The following is a 19,487-nucleotide window of genomic DNA, read 5'->3' on the forward strand; positions in this document are numbered from 1 at the left end:
AGGCGGATCAGAGCTGGGCGGCGTCGAGACCACTGAGCGGCGGCTCGATGCGCGCGAGAATCAGCTCGACCACGCGCTCGGCCGCCTGCTCGGCGCTCAGCTCCTCGCTGCTGACGACCAGCGCCGGCGCCAGCGGCGCTTCATACGGCTGGTCGCGGCCGGTGAAATTGACGATCCGGCCGGCTTCCGCCTTGGCATAGAGGCCTTTCGGGTCGCGCGCCCGGCAGGTCTCTGGCGAAGCGTCGACAAAGACCTCGACGAACTGTTCCGGCGGGAACAGCGCCGCGACCTGGTCGCGGTCGGCGCGGAACGGCGACACCAGCGCCACCACGGCGATCAGGCCGGCTTCGGTCATCAGCTTCGCCACCTCGCCGACACGCCGGACATTTTCCACGCGCGCCGCCGTATCGAAACCGAGGTCGGCATTCAGGCCCTGGCGCAGGTTGTCGCCGTCGAGCAGCATGGTATGGCGGCCGAGCGCGACGAGGCGCCGCTCGACCAGATTGGCGATGGTCGATTTGCCCGAACCGGGCAAGCCGGTCAGCCAGACCGTCAGCGGCGCCTGGCTCTTCAACGCGGCGCGCACCGCCGTGGTGACGTCGCCCGGGTGGCGATGAACCTCGCGCGCCCGGTCGAGGCCCTCGACCACCAGGCCGGCGGCGACGGTGAGATGGGTCGCCCGGTCGATCAGGATGAAGGCGCCGGTCTCGCGGTTGGCGGCATAGGGATCGAAGGCAAGCCGGCTCGCCGCCTCGATCTCGACCCGGCCAATGGTGTTGAGCGCGAAGGCGAGCGGATCGCCCTGGCGGGCAAGGGTCGCGACATCGAGCGTGTCGACCAGCCGCGTGACCGTGGCCGGAACGGTGGCGCTGCCGAGCTTCAGCAGATAACGGTCGCCGGCGGCACCCGGCGTCTCGCCCATCCAGACGAGATCGGCGGCGATCCGCCGGGCGGTCGCCGGCCGCTGGCGCGGATCGGCGATCAGGTCGCCGCGCGAGATGTCGACCTCGTCGGCAAAGGTCAGCGTGACCGCGCGCCCGGCTTCGGCCGAGCCGAGATCGCCGTCCTGGGTGACGATGCGCCTGACCCGGGTGGTCTGGCCCGATGCGGCAACGACCACGCTGTCGCCGACCGAAACCCGGCCGCTCGCCACCGTGCCGGCGACGCCGCGGAAATCGATATTGGCCCGGTTGACCCATTGCACCGCCATGCGGAACGCCGCCTGGTCGACATCCTCGATGGTCTCGACCGCTTCGAGGTGGCGAATGAGCGTCGGCCCGTCATACCAGGGCGTGTGCTTGCTGCGCGTCGTGACATTGTCGCCGAAGCGCGCCGACAGCGGGATGGCCGCGACCGAACGGAACTTCAGCGGCGCGGCGAAGGCGTCGAAATCGGCGACGATGGCGTCGAAGCGCTCCTGTGAGAAATCGACCAGGTCGATCTTGTTGACCGCCAGCACGACGTGCCGGATGCCGAGCAGCGAGACGATGGCGGCATGGCGGCGGGTCTGCTCCAGCAATCCCTTGCGGGCATCGACCAGCAGCACCGCCAGCTCGGCGGTGGAGGCGCCGGTCGCCATGTTGCGGGTATATTGGGCGTGGCCCGGCGTGTCGGCGACGATGAAGGCCCGCCTGGCGGTCGAGAAGAACCGGTAGGCGACGTCGATGGTGATGCCCTGCTCGCGCTCGGCTTCCAGGCCGTCGAGCAGCAAGGCGAGGTCGAGCTCCTCGCCGGTCGTGCCGAAACGCCGGCTGTCATCCTTCAGGCCGGCGATCTGATCCTCCAGGAGCCCAATGGAATCATGCAGCAGGCGGCCGATCAGGGTCGACTTGCCGTCATCCACCGAGCCGCAGGTGATGAAGCGCAGGGCGCCGCGATCGCGCACCGGCAGCGTGTCATTGGCCGGGTCGAGGCCGGCGGGCCGCGTGGCGAGCGATGTGGTCATCAGAAATAGCCCTCGCGCTTCTTGCGTTCCATCGAGGCCTGCAGGGCGCCGTCGACCAGGCGCCCCTCGCGTTCCGAGGTGCGCGAGGCGACGATCTCGGAGACGATGTCCTCGACGGTGCCGGCCTCGGACGCCACCGCCCCGGTCAGCGGCCAGCAGCCGAGCGTGCGGAAGCGGACGCGGCGCGTCACGGTCTGCTCGCCCGGGCGAAAGCGCATGCGCTGGTCGTCGACCATGATCAGCGCGCCGTCACGCTCGACCACCTGGCGGTCGGCGGCGAGATAGATCGGCACGATCGGGATCTGCTCGGCACGGATATAGTCCCAGACGTCGAGCTCGGTCCAATTGGACAAGGGAAATACCCGCATGGTGTCGCCGGCGCTCAGCCGGGTGTTGAACAGCCGCCAGAGCTCCGGGCGCTGGTTGCGCGGGTCCCAGACATGGCCGGACGAGCGATGCGAGAAGATCCGCTCCTTGGCGCGCGCCTTCTCTTCGTCGCGACGGCCACCGCCGAAGGCGGCATCGAAGCCGTGCTGGTCGAGCGCGCTCTTCAGCACCTCGGTCAGCATCAGGCGGGAATATTCGCCGGTCTCGGTGTCGAACGGGTTCACCCCGGCGGCGGCCGCGGCCTCGTTGGAATGGACCAGCAGGTTCAGGCCATAGTCGCGCGCCATGCGGTCGCGGTGATCGAGCAGCGCCTGGAAATCCCAGCCCGACGCGATGTGCAGGAAGGGAAAGGGCGGGTTCGCCGGAAAGAAGGCCTTGCGCGCGATATGCAGCATCACGCTCGAATCCTTGCCGACCGAATAGAGCATGACCGGATTGCGGAATTCGGCGACGACCTCGCGCATGATGAAGATCGCCTCGTCCTCGAGGCGCTGCAAATGCGGCGACAGCGGGCTCCTGACGTCCCGCGTGTCGGTCGTATCGTCGGATTTCAAAACACGAACTGCGGACGCGGTCACTGGGCAACTCCCGGCACGGACGACAGGCGCAGCCAGGGCCGGGGCCCCGGCCTGGTTTCGGCGACCTCGTGGGAGGCCGGCTGGTAGTGGTGATGGACCGCGACGATGGTGCCGTCGCGCAGCGCGCGCAGCGTGCCTTCGTGGCTCACCTCGAAGGCATTGATGCCGGAGCGGGCGAGCAGCACGATCTGGTCGCGCAACACGTCGCCGGCGGCACGCACCTCGCCGGTGAAGCCATGCCGGTCGCGCAGCAGGCGGGCGATCGAATAGAGCCGGCCGTCGGCGTAGCGGGGAATGACCAGCCGGACCAAGGCCAGCCGCGGGATGATATCCGCCAGTCCGTCGAGATTTTCGCCCGATTTGAGCACCAGGCCGACCGGATCGGCGCGACCGGCGAGCTCGGCCCACGCGGCGATCAGGCGGTCCCTGGGCAACGCGACCTTGCCCGCCGCCGGCACGGGATCGGCATCCTCGGGGAAGATCCAGTCATCGGCGACGAAATCGCCGTCCCGGTACAAGGCCATGGTCTCAGATTCCTGTTCTTGCCGGGACCGGCGTCGTGGCCGGCCGGTGAATGCCGCATTCGATCTTGCTGAAATTGCGCCAGCGGCCGGCGCGGGCGTCCTCGCCGGCCGCGACCGGCGACGTGCAGGGCGCGCAGCCGATGGAGGGATAGCCCTCGGCGACCAGGGGATGGGCCGGCAGGTCATGCGCCCGGGCATAGGCCGCGAGATCGGCGGCCGCCCAGGCGGCCAGCGGATTGACCTTGATCAGCCCGCCCTCCGCCTCGAACACCGAAAGCCCGGCGCGGGTCGCTGCCTGATGGCGCTTGCGGCCGGAGATCGACGCGGCGAAGGGCTGCAGCGCGCGCGCCAGCGGGCCGACCTTGCGAAAGCCGCAGCAGGCGTCCGGATCCCGCTCGGCCAGTGCCAGGGTCGGGTCGTTGGCGGCGATCTCGTCGTCGGTCGGGCCGACATTGCGGATATCGGTCAGGCCGAGATGGGTGGCGAGCCGGTCGCGATAGGCGAGCGTCTGGGGAAAATGCCGTGCCGTATCGATGAAGATCACCGGCACGGCCGGATCAACCGCCGCCGCCAGATGCAGGAGCACCGCGGAATCGGCGCCGAACGAGGTGACGAGCGCGGCCCGGCCGGGAAACAGCTCGACGAGCGCCGCGGCCAGGATCTCCGCGGGGTGCCTTGCGCCATAGGCACGGTCGAGCGCGGCGGCCTTCGCCACCAAGGCTTCATCCGTCTTCAGGCCGCCCCGCGCGAGATCAAGCATCGGCATAAAGCGCCTCGCGGAACGGCGCTTCGCCGACGCGCCGATAGGTCGCGAGGAAGTTCTCCGACGGTTCGGTGCGGATCTTCAGATAGGTGCCGATGATGTTTTCCACGGCATCGACGACCTGGTCGGACGAGAAACCCCGGCCGACGATCTCGCCGATCGAGCAGCTTTCATCGGCCGAGCCGCCGAGCGTGATCTGGTAGAATTCCTCGCCTTTGCGGTCGACGCCGAGAATGCCGATATGGCCGACATGGTGGTGGCCGCAGGCATTGATGCAGCCGGAGATCTTCAGCTTCAGCTCGCCGATCTCCTCCTGCAGCTCGATCGCCTGGAAGCGCTCCGAAATGCGCTGCGCCACCGGGATCGAGCGGGCATTGGCAAGCGCGCAATAGTCGAGGCCGGGGCAGGCGATGATATCGGTGACCAGGCCGGCATTGGGGGTGGCGAGGCCGGCCCGCTTGAGCGCCGCGAAAACCGCCGGCAGGTCGTCGAGCCGGACATGCGGCAGGACCAGGTTCTGCTCGTGGCTGACCCGGATCTCATCGGCCGAATAACGCTCGGCGATATCGGCGATGGCGTCCATCTGGCCCGAGGTCGCGTCTCCCGGCGGCAGGCCGACCGGCTTCAGCGACACGGTGACGATGCCGTAGCCGGGCACCTTGTGGGCCGAGACATTGCGCGCGACGAAGCGGGCGAGCGCCGGATCGCCGGCCTTGGCCTTGTCGAGCACCTCGGAACCCGCGGGCAGCCGGGCCAGCGTCGGCGGCGCGAAATAGGCGCCGATGCGCGCGACCTCCTCGGCCGGCAGCGCCAGCGTCTTCTGCCCGATCGCCGCGAATTCAGCCTCGACCGCGCGGGTGATCTCGGCCTCGCCCATCTCATGGACCAGGATCTTGATACGCGCCTTGTATTTGTTGTCGCGCCGGCCTTCCAGGTTGTAGACGCGCAGGATCGCCTCGCAATAGGCCAGGAGATCGGCCTCGGGCAGGAAGTCACGCACCTTCTTGGCGATCATCGGCGTGCGGCCCTGGCCGCCGCCGACCCAGACGGCGAAACCGATCTCACCGGCATCGTTGCGTTTCACCTCCAGCCCGATGTCGTGGACCTGGATCGCCGCGCGGTCGTTCGGCGCGCCGGTCACGGCGAGCTTGAACTTGCGCGGCAGGAAGGTGAATTCCGGGTGCAGCGACGACCATTGCCGGAGCACCTCGGCATAGGGCCGGGGATCGGCGATCTCGTCGGCCGCGGCGCCGGCGAAGTGATCGGCGGTGACGTTGCGGATGCAATTGCCCGAGGTCTGGATGGCATGCATCTCGACTTCAGCGAGTTCCTTCAAGATGGCCGGCACGTCGGCGAGCCGGATCCAGTTGAACTGCAGGTTCTGCCGGGTGGTGAAATGGCCGTAGTCGCGGTCATAGGTGCGGCCGATATGGGCGAGCTTGCGCATCTGGCGCGACGACAGCGTGCCATAGGGAATGGCGATCCTGAGCATATAGGCGTGCAGCTGCAGATAGACGCCGTTCATCAGCCGGAGCGGCTTGAACTGGTCCTCGGTGAGCTCGCCCGAGAGCCGGCGCGCCACCTGGTCGCTGAACTCCGCGACGCGCTCGTCGACAAAGGCCTGGTCGAATTCATCGTAGCGGTACATGGCGGCCTCGACGTCAGAGATGGGCGTAGGCGTCGGCGGGCAGCGCCACCGTCGGCCCGCTGGCGCGGATCAGTTCACGCAACGATGCCGGGCGGACGAAGCCACCCTCGCGGACGATCTCGATCAGGACCGGATCGACGACGAGGCAGCCGTCCTGATCGGCCAGGGCGCGGGCGAGCAGCGCGTCGCCGGCTTCCCGGCTCTCGGCGATCTCGGCCTTGCCGACATCGATCGACCAGAGGCCGTCGGCATGGCGGAACACCACCGCGCCGGAGGCGAGTTCATTGGCGGTGACCACCACCGGCTTGAAGACTTTCGGAGCCTTGACGGGTTGCGACATGATGAGCTCTCAGGCGGCCGCGGCGAGCGGCAGGACAAAGGGTTCGGCAGCGGCGAGATCGCCATGGGCGACCGCCTGGCCGATCAGGATGAGCACCGGGCCGGCGAGATCCTCGCGGGCCGCGAACAAGGCGAGCTCCGCGAGCGTGCCGGCAAACAGGCGGCGGCCGGTCCGGCCGGCATTCTCGACCGCCACCACCGGTGTCGAACCGGCAAGCCCGGCCGCGGCGAGGCGGGCGACGATGCGGTCGGCGACCGATTTGCCCATGTAGACCGCGAGCGTCGCGCCGTCGGCCGCAAGCCTTTCCCAACCCTCCGGTTCGGCGCCCTCGGCGCCATGACCGGTGGCGATGATCAGCTGCGAGGCGGTGCCGCGCAGCGTCAGCGGAATGGCGGCGTCGGCGGCCGCGGCGAGCGAGGCGGTGATGCCGGGCACCACCTCATAGGCGATGCCGGCGGCGCGCAGCGCGGCGATTTCCTCGCCGGCACGGCCGAACACCATGGGATCGCCGGCCTTCAGGCGCACCACCTGCCTGCCCTGCGCCCCCAGACTGACCAGAAGAGCGTCGATCTCGGCCTGCGCCACCGAATGGCGGCCCTTGCGCTTGCCGACCGAAATACGTTCGGCATCACGCCGGCCCATGGCGATGACCGCCTCGGGCACCAGCGCGTCGTGAACGATGACATCGGCGGTCTGCAGCAGCCGGTGGGCACGCAAGGTCAGCAGGTCCTCGGCCCCCGGACCGGCACCGACCAGGAACACCTTGCCGGCCGGAGCGGCGTCGCTGCGCGCGGCGTCCAGCGCGTTCATCGCGATGATGGCGGCGCGCTCGACTTCGCCCGACAGCGCGACCTCGGCGGCGCGGCCGTCGAACAGCCGCGTCCAGAAGCTCCGCCGCCGGGCGGCATCGTGAAGCCGGGCATTGACCGTGTCGCGAATGGCGGCCGCGAGCTCGCCGAGCCGGCCGAAAGCCGGCGGCAGCAGCGCCTCGATGGCGGCGCGCACCTTCTGCGCCAGCACGGGCGCGTGGCCGTCGGTCGAGATCGCAATGGCGATCGGCGCGCGGTCGACGATCGCCGGCACGGCGAAATCGGAAATCTGCGGGCGGTCGACCACGTTCACCGGCACGCCGGCGGCACGGCCGGTCAGGGCGAGGCGCGCATCGTCGACGGCATCGCCGGTCGCGACGAACAGCAGCGCCGCGCTGGCGAGCCGGCGCGCGTCCGGTTCGACCGGGACATGCTCGACGTCGTGGGCCAAGGCGAAGGCCAGGAGCCCGGCCGAGGGCGCCGGCGCGCAAAGCACCAGGCGCGCCTCGGTGCGGGCCAGCAAGCGCAGCTTCTGCAGCGCCTGCTCGCCATTGCCGGCAACGACGACGAAACGCGCGGCGACGTCATAGGAAATCGGGAAGAACTTGAAACGCGACACGGGAAAACCTCACACGCCGGCGACAGGAAAGAGACGCACCGTCTTCAGCGTGACCGAGATCCAGTCACCCTTTTCGACGCGTGTCCCGGCCGCCACCTCGATCTCGACCGGCGGCTGGCCCTCGGCGAGGTGAATGTCGACGCGGCGCACCGGGCCGGTGCGCCGGATGCCGACGACCCGAGCCTTGATCGCCGGGATTCCCGGCGCGGCGATCGCCAGATCATCCGGCCGGACGAACAGCTCGGCCGGGCCCGACGGCGTGCCGATCGGCGCCGACCCCAGGCCGGCCTCGCCGATGCGCAGCGCGCCGTCGCGCACCTCGACGGCGAGCCGCACCGCCTCGCCGATGAAGCCGGCGACGAAGGCGGTGGCCGGGTGGTCATAGATCTCGTCCGGCGTGCCGATCTGCTCGAGCTTGCCCTTGTTGAGAATGGCGACCCGGTCGGCGAGCTCCAGCGCCTCGTCCTGGTCATGGGTGACGAACAGGGTGGTATGGCCGGTGCGGTCATGGATCTCGCGCAGCCAGCGCCGGAGATCGCGGCGGACCTGGGCATCGAGCGCGCCGAACGGCTCGTCCAGCAGCAGCACCTTCGGGTCGACGGCGAGCGCACGGGCCAGCGCCACGCGTTGCCGCTGGCCGCCGGACAGCTGGTTGGGGAAGCGCTTTTCCAGGCCGGAGAGCTGGACCAGGTCGAGCAGTTCGCCGACACGCCTGAGGATCTCGGCCCGGCCCGGCCGGGTCGCCCGCGGCCTGACCCTGAGGCCATAGGCGATGTTGTCGGCGACGTTCAGGTGGCGGAACAGCGCGTAGTGCTGAAACACGAAACCGACCTTGCGCGCCTGGACCGGCAGGGCGGTGGCATCCTCGTCATCGAACAGGATGCGGCCGGCGCTGGCATGTTCCAGGCCCGCCACGACGCGCAGGAGCGTGGTCTTGCCCGAGCCGGACGGCCCGAGCAGCGCCAGCAGTTCGCCGGGCCGGACGTCGAGATCGATGCCGCCGAGCGCCGCCGCGCCACCGCCGAAAGCCTTGACCAGGCCTTGCGCGCGGATCGCGACGGCACGGCCGGCCTCAGTGCCCTCGCGTGCCGGCGAGAGCGTCGCCGTACCGCCATTCGAGGATCGATTTGGCGAGAAGCGTGACAAGGGCAAGTCCCGCGAGTAGCGAAGCGACGGCGAAGGCGGCGACAAAATTGTACTCATTGTAGAGTATCTCCACGTGGAGAGGCATTGTGTTGGTGAGGCCACGGATATGGCCCGACACGACCGAGACGGCGCCGAACTCGCCCATGGCGCGGGCATTGCAGAGCAGCACGCCGTAGAGCAGGGCCCATTTGACGTTCGGCAAGGTGATGGTGAGGAAGGTCCTGAGGCCTGACGCGCCAAGCGTCAGCGCGGCCTCCTCCTCGCTCGTGCCCTGTTCCTGCATCAGCGGGATGAGTTCGCGGGCGATGAACGGGAAGGTGACGAAAATGGTCGCCAGCACGATGCCGGGCACGGCGAAGATGATCTTGAAGTCGTGGGCGTCGAGGGTCTTGCCGAGCAGGCCCTGGGCGCCGAACAGCAGCACATAGATCAGGCCCGAGACGACGGGCGAGACCGAGAAGGGCAGGTCGATCAGCGTCACCAGCAGGCTCTTGCCGGGAAACTCGAACTTGGCCACCGCCCAGGCGGCGGCAATGCCGAAGATCAGATTGGCCGGCACGGCGATCGCCGCGACCGTCAGCGTAAGCTGGATCGCCGACAGCGTGTCCTCATCGGCGAAGGACTCGAAAAAAGCGGTGGCGCCGCGCCGGAACGCCTCGGCGAAGACGGCGAGCAGCGGCAGCACGACGAACAGCACCAGGAAGGCCACGGCGAGCGTGATCAGCACGATCCGCGTCGCCAGGCCTTCACCGGTCGCCGCCGCGGGCCGGGTTTTCGCGGCCCCGAGCTTTACGGCCTCAGACATGGCCGTATCTCCGCCGGCTGAACGATTGCAGCAGATTGATCGCCAGAAGGGCGACGAAGGAGATGGCCAGCATGATGGTGGCGATGGCGGTGGCGCCGGCGTAGTTGAACTCTTCGAGCTGGACGACGATCAGCAGCGGCGCGATTTCCGAGCGGAACGGCATGTTGCCGGCGATGAAGATGACCGAGCCGTATTCGCCGACGGCCCGGGCAAAGGCCAGCGCGAAGCCGGTCAGGACGGAAGGCAGAAGCGGCGGCAGGATGACCCTGAGCACGGTCTGCCGGCGGCTGGCGCCGAGCGTCGCGGAGGCCTCCTCGATCTCGCGGTCGAGATCGGCGAGCACCGGCTGGACGGTGCGGACCACGAAGGGCAGGCCGATGAACACCAGGGCGACGAAAATGCCGAGCGGGGTATAGGCGACCTTGATGCCGAAAGGCGCCAGCCAGGCGCCGACCCAGCCATTGGGCGCGTAGAGGGCGGCGAGCGCGATGCCGGCGACCGCGGTCGGCAGCGCGAAGGGCAGATCGACGATGGCGTCGAGCACGGCGCGACCGGGAAAGGTGTAGCGGGTCAGAACCCAGGCGACGATCAGGCCGAACACCGCGTTGAGCGCGGCGGCGGCAAAGGAAATGACGAAGCTGGTCTCAAGCGCCGCCAGCACCCGCGGCGCGGTGGCCACCGCCCAGATGCCGCCGAGCCCCAATCCGCTGGCGCGCCAGACCAGCACGCCGAGCGGAATGAGGACGATCAGCGAGAGATAGGTGAGCGTGAAGCCGAGCGTCAGGCCGAAACCGGGCAAGGCGCTCGGCTTTCGCAGCTGGAATGCTCCCGCTGGAAGGGCGGTCGCCGTCATCTGGTCGCGGCTCCCGGCCGATAGATCTGGTCGAAGGTGGCGCCGTCGGCGAAATGGTCGGCATGGGCCTTGGCCCAGCCACCGAAGGCCTGGTCGATGGTCACCAGCTTGATCTGGGGGAAGCGCGCGATATCGGCCTGGCTGGCGTGCTGGGGATGGACCGGCCGGTAGAAATTATGCGCGATGATCGCTTGCGCCGCCGGCGTGTAGAGGAATTCGAGATAGGCCTGGGCCACGGCCCGCGTGCCGCGGCGGTCGACGACGTGATCGACCAGCGAGACCGGCGGCTCGGCCAGGATCGACAGGGTCGGGTTGACGATGTCGAACTTGTCGGCGCCGAACTCCTGCAGCGACAGATAGGCCTCGTTCTCCCAGGCGATCAGCACGTCGCCCAGGCCGCGCTGGACGAAGGTGGTGGTCGAGCCGCGCGCACCGGTGTCGAGCACCGGCACGTTGCGGAAGATCGCCTCGACGAAACGCTTGGCCGCGGCCTGGTCGCCATTGCTGCGGGCGAGCTCGTAAGCCCAGGCGGCCAGATAGTTCCAGCGCGCGCCGCCCGAGGTCTTCGGGTTCGGCGTGATCACCGAGACGCCCGGCTTGGCCAGGTCGTCCCAGTCGCGAATGCCCTTCGGATTGCCCTTGCGCACCAGGAATACGATGGTCGAGGTATAGGGCGAGGCATTGTTTGGCAGCCGCGACTGCCAATTGTCGGGCAGGCGGCGCGACTCGCGGGCAATCGCATCGATATCGCCGGCCAGCGCCAGGGTCACCACGTCGGCATCGAGCCCGTCGATCACCGAGCGCGCCTGGCGGCCGGAGCCGCCATGGGAGGTGCGGATGGTCACGCGCTGACCGGTCCTGGCCTGCCAATCCTTGGCGAAGGCCTCGTTGATGGCGCGGTAGAGTTCGCGCGTCGGGTCATAGGAGACATTGACCAGGGTGACCGGAGCCGGGGCCGGCGTCTGGGCGCGCACATAGAGCGTGGTCGCCAGCACGAAGCCGAAGGCCATGGCGACGCCGGCGAGGTCGCGGATACGCGTCGATCGCAAGCTCAAGAGCATGTCAGTCTCCGATGTCGAAATGCTGCAGGCGGCCTAGCCGGGCAGGCCGGCAAGGCCGGTCTCGACGAAGAGAAAGAACGAAGACGACTATCGATTCAAGGCCGTAAACGCAGAAAAGAAGGCGGCTATTGCAGGACAACAGATCCGGAGAAATTCATTGTATCACGGTCGCATGCATGGAGGTCTTTTTACTCGGCTCCTGGCGGCGGACGAAACGCTCGCGGCGGCGCGGGCCGCATCCACGGCTTTTGGTCGACTAAGAATATTATTTTATCGGAATCGGAAATTCTCCACCTCGAAGGAAAAATTCTCCCCATCAGAGCAAAATATGGTCGCGCCGATTTCAATCTCGCACGAAATTCCGGACCACGCTTTCGTCGACCGAAGGCACGCCATTGCTCAAGTATAGATCAACGATCGGCAGTCCTTTCCGGTTCCATGCAAGCATTCCATGGTGCCGAGCCGCCGCTGACGAGCAAGGCCGGCGCCGCTGCGCGAGGTTCCGGCCGGCATGGATGATCGCCCGCCGCCTGCCACGGGCAGACCCCGGTCCGGACGAACCGGCACGGGTCTCGCGCCACGGCGAATGGTGGCAAGATCGAGATCGGCGACGCGGCGGCTGGTCTCGTCTCCGCGAGATCGCCGGCCTCGGTTCCCTATCCGTCACGGCGCGCTTCGACCGCCTTGTCGGCACCATCGTCGCGGCCCTGGGCGCGACAGATCTGGCGACCGCTCGCCGCGGACGCCGTCCCATTGGCCCCTTGGCGGCGGTTTGGCGGCGACAATCCGCACCGCATGGTTGCACGCGCTTGCAAGCCGAGTGAGAGTGCGCCATCGATCCGCCATGAGGGGGAGCGCCTGTCGGCTCGCACCGGCCGCTCCGCCGACATTTCGGATCCGCTTGCCGGCTATCGTGAAGGGCCTCGGAATTGCGCGTACTCGTGATCGAAGATGAACGGCGGATCGCGGCCGACGTGACCGAAGCCCTGTCGGCCGCCGGCTTCGTGGTGGAAACCAGCAGCGACGGCGAGGACGGCTGGTTCCGCGCCGACAGCGAGGATTTCGACATCGTCGTGCTGGATCTCGGCCTGCCGGTCATGGACGGGCTGACCGTGCTGCGCAAATGGCGCGCCGCCGGGCGGCGCATGCCGGTGCTGCTGCTGACCGCGCGCGACGGCTGGCGCGAAAAGGTCGAGGGCATCGATTCGGGCGCCGACGACTACCTGACCAAACCGTTCCACATGGAGGAACTGGTGGCACGGGTGCGGGCGCTGACCCGGCGCGCCAGCGGTCATGCCTCCTCGGTGCTGGCGGTCGGCCCGGTCGAGGTCGACACCCGCAAGAAGGGCGTCACCGTCGATGGCCGCGCGGTGGCCCTGACACCGCTGGAATATCGGCTCCTGACCTATCTGATCCTGCAGAACGGCCGCGTCGTCTCGCAGAGCGAGCTCGGCGCGCATATCTACGATCAGGACAAGGAGCATGACTCCAACGCCATCGAGGTGCTGATCGCCAGGCTGCGCAAGAAACTCGGCACGCCGGTTATCGAAACGCGCCGGGGCCATGGTTATTGCGTCACGCCGAGCGAGGGCGCCGCCTCGTGATCCCGAGCTCGCTGCGCGCGCGGTTCACCATTATCGCGGCTTGCGCGATCCTGGTCGCGCTGGTGCTCGCGGGCTTTGCCCTGACCTTCATTTTCGACGGCAATATCCGCGCCCGAGCCGTCGCCGAGGTGGGCGACGACCTGAGGACGCTCGCCGCCCATGCCCGTATCGCCCAGGACGGCCGGCTGGTCGTCGATATCGAGCTCGGCGATCCACGGTTCCGCACGCCTTACGGCGGCTATTACTGGCAGGCCGGCCGCGGCCAGACGGTCGAGCTGAAATCCCGGTCGCTGCTCGATTTCGTCATCGACTGGCGGCCGCAACCGCCGACCGGCAACGACGTCGCGATCTATGAACGGCCAGCCCCCGAGGGCCGGCGCATGTTCGTGCTGGAGCGGCGCGTGGTGGTGTCGGGCGGCGCGACGCCGACGATCGCCCGGATCGCCGTCGGCCTCGACCAGGGCGAGCTCGACGAGGCCCGCACCGCCTTCATCCAGTTCGCCGCCTCCTCGCTCGCGGCGCTCGGCATCGCGCTCGTCGCCGGCTTGTGGTTCGCCACGCAGACCGGCCTCGCACCGCTCCGGGCGCTGCGCGCGGCCCTGATCGAGGTGCATCACGGTCGCCGCACCACGGTCGAGGGCCGCTTTCCCGACGAGGTCCGGCCGCTGGTCGACGACCTCAATGCGTTGCTCCAGGCGCGCAATGCCGATCTGGTGACCGCGCGGGCCCGCGCCGGCGATCTCGCCCACGGCCTGAAAACGCCACTGGCCGTGCTGAGCTCGACCGCCCGGCATCTGCGCGAAACGGGACAGGCCGAAGCCGCGGCCGAGATCGACGGCGAGATCCAGCGCATGAGCCGCCACGTCACCCGCGAGCTGGTGCGGGCGCGCGCCGGCGTGCGCGCTTTCCGCCGCACCCATCCGACCCCGGTCGAGCCGATGGCGAAGACGCTCACCAAGGCGCTTGGCGCGTTGCCGAGCGCCCAGCCCATCACGTTCGAGATCGCGATCCCCATGAGCGCCACGGCGCCGATGGACGAGACAGACCTGACCGAGGTCCTCGGCAATATCATCGACAATGCGCGCAAATGGTCGCGCGGACATGTACGGATTTCGGCCGAGGAGGTGTCGGGCGGCGGTATCCGCATCAGCGTCGAGGATGATGGCCCGGGCTTGCCGGCCGACGACCACGGTTTCGAGATCGAGCGCGGGCGCCGGCTCGACGAACAGGTCGAGGGCTCCGGCTTCGGCCTCGCCATCGTCAAGGACCTGGTCGAGGCCTATGGCGGCGACCTGACGCTCGGCCGCTCGGCGCTCGGCGGCCTGAAGGTCGATATCACCTTGCCCTGAACGGCCTCAATAGGCGGCAAGGCCGGCCGCGAGCGAGACGCCGGCGGGCGCGGCTTCCAGCGTTTCGTAGTCGCCGCGCCAATAGACCAGGCCCGCCGCCTTGGCGCTGTTGCGGACCGCGACCACGCGGCCCAGCACGATGACGTGGGAATGCCGCTCGATCAGTTCCTCGACCTCGCAGTCGACGGCCGCCAGCGCACCCTCGAGGATCGGCGCCGCGCTTTGCAGCGTCGTCCATTCCGCGCCGCGATAACGCGCCGCGCCGCGCAGGCCGCCCTTGCCGGTGAAATTCTCGGCCACCTCACGCTGATCGGCCGCCAGCAGGTTGACCGCGAAATGGCGATAGCTGGCGATCACGGGAAAGGCCGAGGAGGTGCGGTTGACGCAGATCAGAATGGTCGGCGGATCCATCGACAGCGAGGTCGGCGACGTCGCGGTCAGGCCGGTCCGATCCTCGCCGATACCGGCGGTGATGACGCAGACACCGCCGGCGAGCTGGCGCATGGCATCGCGGAACGGCGCCGCGGCGGTTTCGGGCGGTCCGGCGGGCAGGGGCAGGGGCAGGGGCGAGAAGGCATTGGGCAGAGGCGAAAGGGCATTCATGGCGGACCTCGTCCGATCAGATCGTATATTCGGGTGCAAACGTTTCTTCGCGGATCAGCTTTTTCAGGATCTGCTCCTCGAGCCTGGCGAGCTCGACCGAACCGCGCCGGCGCGGCCGGGGCAGCGCGACCGCGATATCCAGCGCGATGGCGCCGTCCTCGATCAGGACGACCCGATCAGCCAGGGTGAGCGCCTCGGCGACGTCATGGGTGACCAGCACGGCGGTGAAGCCCTGTCGCTGCCAGACCCGTTCCAGCAATTGCTGCATCTCGATGCGGGTCAGCGCGTCGAGCGCGCCGAGCGGTTCGTCGAGCGCCAGGAACCGCGGCCGGCAGGCCAGCGCCCGGGCCAGGGCCACGCGCTGCTTCTGGCCACCGGACAGAACCGCCGGCCAGTCCCCGGCCCGGTCCTCGAGGCCGACGGCGGCGAGCGTTTCCAGCGCGCGCCTGCGCCCGTCGGCATGGTTGCGGTCATCGGCGAGCCCGACCTCGACATTGGCCAGCACCCGCGCCCAGGGCAGAAGCCTCGGCTCCTGGAACATCAGCCGGGCCAGGGCCAGGCCCGCCGGCGCCCCGGCCGGGCGACCGGTCTCCTGATCACCGAAATCGACCCTGCCGCTCGTCGGCGCGTCCAGGCCGGCGAGAATGCGCAACAGCGTGCTCTTGCCGCAGCCGCTCCTGCCGACGATCGCCAGGAACTGGCCGGCGGGGACGGCGAGATCGAGGTCCCGCAGCACCTTGGCCGGCCCGAAGCTCTTGGCCAGCCCGTTGACCGCGATGGCGACGCCGCGCGCCTGCCGGGCCAGCGCCGCCGGATCGGCGAACAGCCCGTCGAAATTCAGCGCCCGGGCCTGGATGGTTTTGGAAGGACCGCTCATGCCGCCGCCTCGACCCGGCGAAAGGCCGGATGCCAGGCCAGGCACCGGCGTTCGAGCAGGCGAACCGTCGCGTCGGCGAGCTTGCCGAGCGCCGCGTAAATGACGATGGCCAGCACGACGACGTCGACCAACATGAATTCGCGGGCGTTCATGGCCATGTAGCCAATGCCGGAACTGGCGGCGATGGTCTCGGCGACGATCAAGGTCAGCCACATGATGCCGAGCCCGTAGCGCAGGCCGACGAAGATCGACGGCAAGGCGCCCGGCAGGACCACGCGGCGGAACAGCTGCCAGCGCGACATGCCATAGGAACGGCCCATTTCGACCAGTTGCGGATCGACTGTGCGAACGCCGTGGAAGGTGTTGATATAGATCGGGAAAAACACCCCGAGCGCGGTCAGGAAGAGTTTTGCCTCCTCCTCGATGCCGAACCACAGGATAACCAGCGGAATCAGCGCGAGGTTCGGGATGTTGCGCAGCATCTGCACCGTCGTGTCGGTGAGTTTTTCCGACAGCGCCGAGAGACCGTTCAAAAGGCCGAGCGCGAAGGCGAGCGTGCCGCCGACCAGGAAGCCCGATGCCGCGCGGCGAAAGCTGACCGCGATATTGACGGCGAGCTCGCCGTTCAGCGTCAGGCGGATAGCGGCATCCAGCACCTCGCTCGGCGCCGGCAGGACATTGGCGGGAATGAGCCCCGCATGGGAGCCGAGCTGCCAGGCGGCCAGGATGACCAGCGGCAGGATCCAGGGGGTGACCGAGGACGCGAGGACGGCCTCCCGCAAACGCCTGCGATCCAGGCGCGGCAGGGCACGGCCAGGCGATCGGGCCGCCACATGACCAATATCGACCATGGCCGGCCTCACGACGCCGCGACGGCGACACGCACGCCGGTGCCGCTGACGCCGAATTCGCCGACCTTGGTATTGTGCAGCCCCTGCGGCGCGGCGCCGATGCCGAGGACCGGGAACAGCAGTTCGGCGACCTGATAGGCCTCTTCCAGGTGCGGGTAGCCGGAGGCGATGATGGTCTCGATGCCGAGCGCCTGGTAGTCGCGAAGCCTGGCCGCCACCGTTTCGGGGCTGCCGACCAGGGCCGTGCCGGCGCCACCGCGCACCAGGCCGATGCCGGCCCACAGGTTGGGTGCGATCTCGAGCTGGTCGCGGCCGCGGATCAATGCGCTCTGGCGCTTCTGGCCGATCGAATCGGATTCCTCGGCGAATTTCTTCTGCGCCGCCGCGATCGCCTCGTCCGGCAGCTTCGAGATCAGCTTGTCGGCTGCCGCCCAGGCCTCGGCATCGGTCTCGCGCACGATCAGATGGATACGCAGGCCGAATTTGACGGAACGGCCGCGCCTCGCCGCGCGGGTCCTGACCTCGTCGAGCTTCAGCTTGACCTGATCCGGCGTCTCGCCCCAGGTCAGGTAGACGTCGGCATGTTCGGCGGCGACGTCGAGCGCCGGATCGGACGAGCCGCCGAACCAGACCGGCGGCGCCGGCTTCTGCACCGGCGGGAATTCGAGCTTGGCGCCCTCGACCTGGATGTAGCGGCCGTCGAGATCGACTTTTTCGCCCTCGAGCAAGCGGCGATAGACCGACAGGAATTCGCTCGTATGGGCATAACGCGCGTCATGGGAAAGGTGAACGCCGTCGGCGGCAAGCTCGGCCGGATTGCCGCCGGTGACGATATTGACGATGAAGCGGCCCTGGCTGATCCGGTCGATGGCGGCCGCCTGGCGCGCGGCGAAGGTCGGCGAGGCGACGGCGGGGCGAAGCGCCACCAGGAATTTCAGGCGCTCGGTATGGGCGGCCAGCGCCGCCGCGGTGATCAGCGGATCGTCGCAGGCCTTGCCGGTCGGGATCAGCACGCCCTTGAAGCCGAGCCGGTCGGCGGCCTGGGTGATTTCCTTGAGATAGCGGAAATCCGCCGGCCGGTGGCCGGCGCTGGTGCCGAGATAGGAGCCGTCGCCACTGACCGGGATGAACCAGAACAGATCCAGCGGCTTCGGCGACGGCACGGCGGCATGAACGGTCATCGGGCTTGTCCTCGGAACGGGGTGGGCGGCGGGCTGGCCTGGGCGGTTGCGGAGCAGGGTCTTGGAGCCCCGGATCAGGTCTTGGGAGCCCAGGTCCAGACGATGTCGCGGACATTGACCGGCCGCGGGATCAGGCCGAGACGGCGAAACCGGTCGGCGACGCGCTGCTGCTCGGCGATGACCGTCTCGGTCACCGGCCCGACGCCGAATTCGGTCCGGTCGATGGCGCGTTGCCAGGAGTCGCGGTCGAGCCCGGTCGCCTGGGCGAGCAAGGTCGCGACCTCGCCGCGATGCCCCTCGGCCCAGGCGGCGACCTTGGCGAGCTCGGCGTTGATCGCGGCGACAACCGTCGGATGGCGATCGGTAAAGCCCCGGTTGGACAGGAAATAGGAGTTCTGCGCGACGATGCCTTTGGACAGGGACAGGATCCGTGTCCCTGGGATCTTCTCGGCAATGGCGAAATAGGGGTCCCAGATGGTCCAGGCGTCGATGGCGCCGCGCTCGAAGGCGGCGCGTGCATCCGCCGGGGCAAGATAGACCGGGGTGAAATCGCCATAGGCGATGCCGGCCTTCTCGATCGCCGCAATCGTCAGGTTGTGCGCGCTGGAGGCCCTGGCGAAGCCGATGCGCTTGCCCTTGAGCTCGCCGAGCGTGCCGATCAGCGAACCCGCCGGCAGCAGGATCGCCGCGCCATTGCCGGTCGATTCATTGGCGGCGGCGTAATAGAGATTGGCGCGGGCCGCCTGGGCGAAGATCGGCGGGGCATCGCCGGTCGGGCCGTAGTCGATCGATCCGACATTCAACGCCTCCAGCAAAGGCGGGCCGAACTGGAACTCGGTCCATTTGACCTCCACGCCCAGAGGTCCGAAGTGCCTCTCGAACAGTCCCTGATGCTTGGCGATCAACAGCACGCCGCTCTTCTGGAAGCCGATGCGCAATTCCCGCGGCAGCGCGGCCTGCCCGGTCTGAGCCAGGGCCGGGGCGGCGACAAGAGCCGATACGGTCGTCGCCAGAAAAGTCCTGCGCTGCATGATCGCGGTTTCCATCGAGCCAATATTCCGGCCCAACGATGGGAATGATCGAGACTTCAAGTCAATTCGTCTGATCTTTCCATTTTTTCGCGACTACGAGAACGTTGATCTTCAATGAAAAGGCCGGGCAATATTTATTTCTACCGAGGGATTTATTGTTCGCGAACCGCAAGGGAGGCGCTGTCGCGATGCTCCAATACGGCCGAGATAGGGAAAGACGGCCTTTCGCCCGATATTCGAAGAGAGGCGGCTCGGCGTTCGGCGCCGACACCCGGATCAAACCGAGGCGATCGACAGCACCTCGTCGCGATCATGCCGAAGCAGCACCAGAGGCAGGTCGGAGCGCGCGCCGATGTCCCGGGCGCTCAGCGCCTCGGGCCTGACATCGTCGGTCGCCGGACGCGCCGGCCGATCCGGATCGGGCTCCGCTTGAAGCGCTGGCGGCCGGGGACCGCCGGTCAATACCAGCCCCAGGGAAAAGGGGGCGAAATCCGGTCCAGATCCGCGAGCCGG

The 19,487-nt window shown here is 68.5% G+C and carries 19 protein-coding genes; 2 read left to right on the forward strand and 17 right to left on the reverse strand.

Translation table 11 applies throughout. The features are described from left to right. Window positions 1-7: 7 nt before the first annotated feature. Genes cysN through AC07WJ_RS00410 form a run of 11 tightly spaced genes read right to left on the reverse strand, consistent with a single transcriptional unit; the run spans window position 8 to window position 11,478 of the window. Entirely contained in the window at window positions 8-1,945 is a 1,938-nt protein-coding gene (gene cysN / locus AC07WJ_RS00360; RefSeq protein WP_494932543.1) for a sulfate adenylyltransferase subunit CysN, read from the reverse strand. After that, window positions 1,945-2,886: a sulfate adenylyltransferase subunit CysD gene (gene cysD / locus AC07WJ_RS00365; protein ID WP_494933798.1), complete on the reverse strand. Its 942-nt coding sequence runs from the start codon at window positions 2,884-2,886 to the stop codon at window positions 1,945-1,947. Before cysD ends, cysN begins: the two co-directional genes overlap by 1 nt. Window positions 2,887-2,906: 20 nt before the next feature. Then, the gene (locus tag AC07WJ_RS00370; RefSeq protein ID WP_494932544.1) at window positions 2,907-3,434 is read right to left on the reverse strand and encodes a DUF934 domain-containing protein; all 528 of its coding nucleotides are present in this window, start codon (window positions 3,432-3,434) and stop codon (window positions 2,907-2,909) included. Window positions 3,435-3,438: 4 nt separating this feature from the next. Continuing rightward, window positions 3,439-4,200 (reverse strand): phosphoadenylyl-sulfate reductase, encoded by a 762-nt coding sequence (locus AC07WJ_RS00375; RefSeq protein WP_494932545.1) that lies wholly within the window; start codon window positions 4,198-4,200, stop codon window positions 3,439-3,441. Further along, window positions 4,187-5,845, reverse strand: coding sequence for a nitrite/sulfite reductase (locus tag AC07WJ_RS00380; RefSeq protein ID WP_494932546.1), 1,659 nt, complete (start codon window positions 5,843-5,845; stop codon window positions 4,187-4,189). The genes AC07WJ_RS00375 and AC07WJ_RS00380 overlap by 14 nt, the downstream gene beginning before the upstream one ends. A gap of 13 nt (window positions 5,846-5,858) precedes the next feature. Beyond that, window positions 5,859-6,185: a DUF2849 domain-containing protein gene (locus AC07WJ_RS00385; protein WP_494932547.1), complete on the reverse strand. Its 327-nt coding sequence runs from the start codon at window positions 6,183-6,185 to the stop codon at window positions 5,859-5,861. Window positions 6,186-6,194: 9 nt separating this feature from the next. Beyond that, a complete protein-coding gene (gene cysG / locus AC07WJ_RS00390) occupies window positions 6,195-7,613 on the reverse strand; it encodes a siroheme synthase CysG (protein ID WP_494932548.1) in 1,419 nt (472 codons plus the stop codon). 9 nt (window positions 7,614-7,622) lie between these two features. Next, the gene (locus AC07WJ_RS00395) at window positions 7,623-8,759 is read right to left on the reverse strand and encodes a sulfate/molybdate ABC transporter ATP-binding protein (protein WP_494932549.1); all 1,137 of its coding nucleotides are present in this window, start codon (window positions 8,757-8,759) and stop codon (window positions 7,623-7,625) included. Next, a complete protein-coding gene (gene cysW, locus AC07WJ_RS00400; protein ID WP_494932550.1) occupies window positions 8,686-9,564 on the reverse strand; it encodes a sulfate ABC transporter permease subunit CysW in 879 nt (292 codons plus the stop codon). The genes AC07WJ_RS00395 and cysW overlap by 74 nt, the downstream gene beginning before the upstream one ends. Beyond that, a complete protein-coding gene (cysT, locus tag AC07WJ_RS00405; protein ID WP_494932551.1) occupies window positions 9,557-10,417 on the reverse strand; it encodes a sulfate ABC transporter permease subunit CysT in 861 nt (286 codons plus the stop codon). Before cysT ends, cysW begins: the two co-directional genes overlap by 8 nt. Continuing rightward, window positions 10,414-11,478, reverse strand: coding sequence for a sulfate ABC transporter substrate-binding protein (locus tag AC07WJ_RS00410; protein ID WP_494932552.1), 1,065 nt, complete (start codon window positions 11,476-11,478; stop codon window positions 10,414-10,416). Before AC07WJ_RS00410 ends, cysT begins: the two co-directional genes overlap by 4 nt. Before the next feature lie 929 nt (window positions 11,479-12,407). Here AC07WJ_RS00410 and AC07WJ_RS00415 point away from each other — a divergent pair. Further along, the gene (locus AC07WJ_RS00415) at window positions 12,408-13,082 is read left to right on the forward strand and encodes a response regulator transcription factor (RefSeq protein ID WP_494932553.1); all 675 of its coding nucleotides are present in this window, start codon (window positions 12,408-12,410) and stop codon (window positions 13,080-13,082) included. Next, the gene (locus AC07WJ_RS00420) at window positions 13,079-14,431 is read left to right on the forward strand and encodes an ATP-binding protein (protein WP_494932554.1); all 1,353 of its coding nucleotides are present in this window, start codon (window positions 13,079-13,081) and stop codon (window positions 14,429-14,431) included. The genes AC07WJ_RS00415 and AC07WJ_RS00420 overlap by 4 nt, the downstream gene beginning before the upstream one ends. A gap of 6 nt (window positions 14,432-14,437) precedes the next feature. Here AC07WJ_RS00420 and AC07WJ_RS00425 read toward each other — a convergent pair whose 3' ends face one another. The 6 genes from AC07WJ_RS00425 to AC07WJ_RS00450 all read right to left on the reverse strand — a co-directional run bounded on the left by AC07WJ_RS00425 (window position 14,438) and on the right by AC07WJ_RS00450 (window position 19,436). Continuing rightward, window positions 14,438-14,935 carry a flavin reductase family protein gene (locus tag AC07WJ_RS00425; RefSeq protein WP_494933799.1) on the reverse strand — a complete coding sequence of 166 codons (498 nt, stop codon included), beginning with the start codon at window positions 14,933-14,935 and terminating at the stop codon, window positions 14,438-14,440. Between the two features lie 115 nt (window positions 14,936-15,050). Then, window positions 15,051-15,911, reverse strand: a complete 861-nt coding sequence (locus AC07WJ_RS00430) for an ATP-binding cassette domain-containing protein (protein ID WP_494932555.1) — start codon at window positions 15,909-15,911, stop codon at window positions 15,051-15,053. Then, complete coding sequence (locus AC07WJ_RS00435) at window positions 15,908-16,762, reverse strand: ABC transporter permease subunit (RefSeq protein WP_494932556.1); 855 nt, start codon at window positions 16,760-16,762, stop codon at window positions 15,908-15,910. Before AC07WJ_RS00435 ends, AC07WJ_RS00430 begins: the two co-directional genes overlap by 4 nt. An 8-nt stretch (window positions 16,763-16,770) precedes the next feature. Beyond that, window positions 16,771-17,943 carry an FMNH2-dependent alkanesulfonate monooxygenase gene (gene ssuD / locus AC07WJ_RS00440; RefSeq protein WP_494932557.1) on the reverse strand — a complete coding sequence of 391 codons (1,173 nt, stop codon included), beginning with the start codon at window positions 17,941-17,943 and terminating at the stop codon, window positions 16,771-16,773. 74 nt (window positions 17,944-18,017) lie between these two features. Beyond that, window positions 18,018-18,974, reverse strand: a complete 957-nt coding sequence (locus AC07WJ_RS00445; RefSeq protein ID WP_494932558.1) for an aliphatic sulfonate ABC transporter substrate-binding protein — start codon at window positions 18,972-18,974, stop codon at window positions 18,018-18,020. Between the two features lie 276 nt (window positions 18,975-19,250). Further along, entirely contained in the window at window positions 19,251-19,436 is a 186-nt protein-coding gene (locus AC07WJ_RS00450; protein WP_494932559.1) for a hypothetical protein, read from the reverse strand. Window positions 19,437-19,487 lie beyond the last annotated feature (51 nt).

The organism is Phreatobacter sp. GW821-FHT04C01 (genome assembly GCF_059420385.1).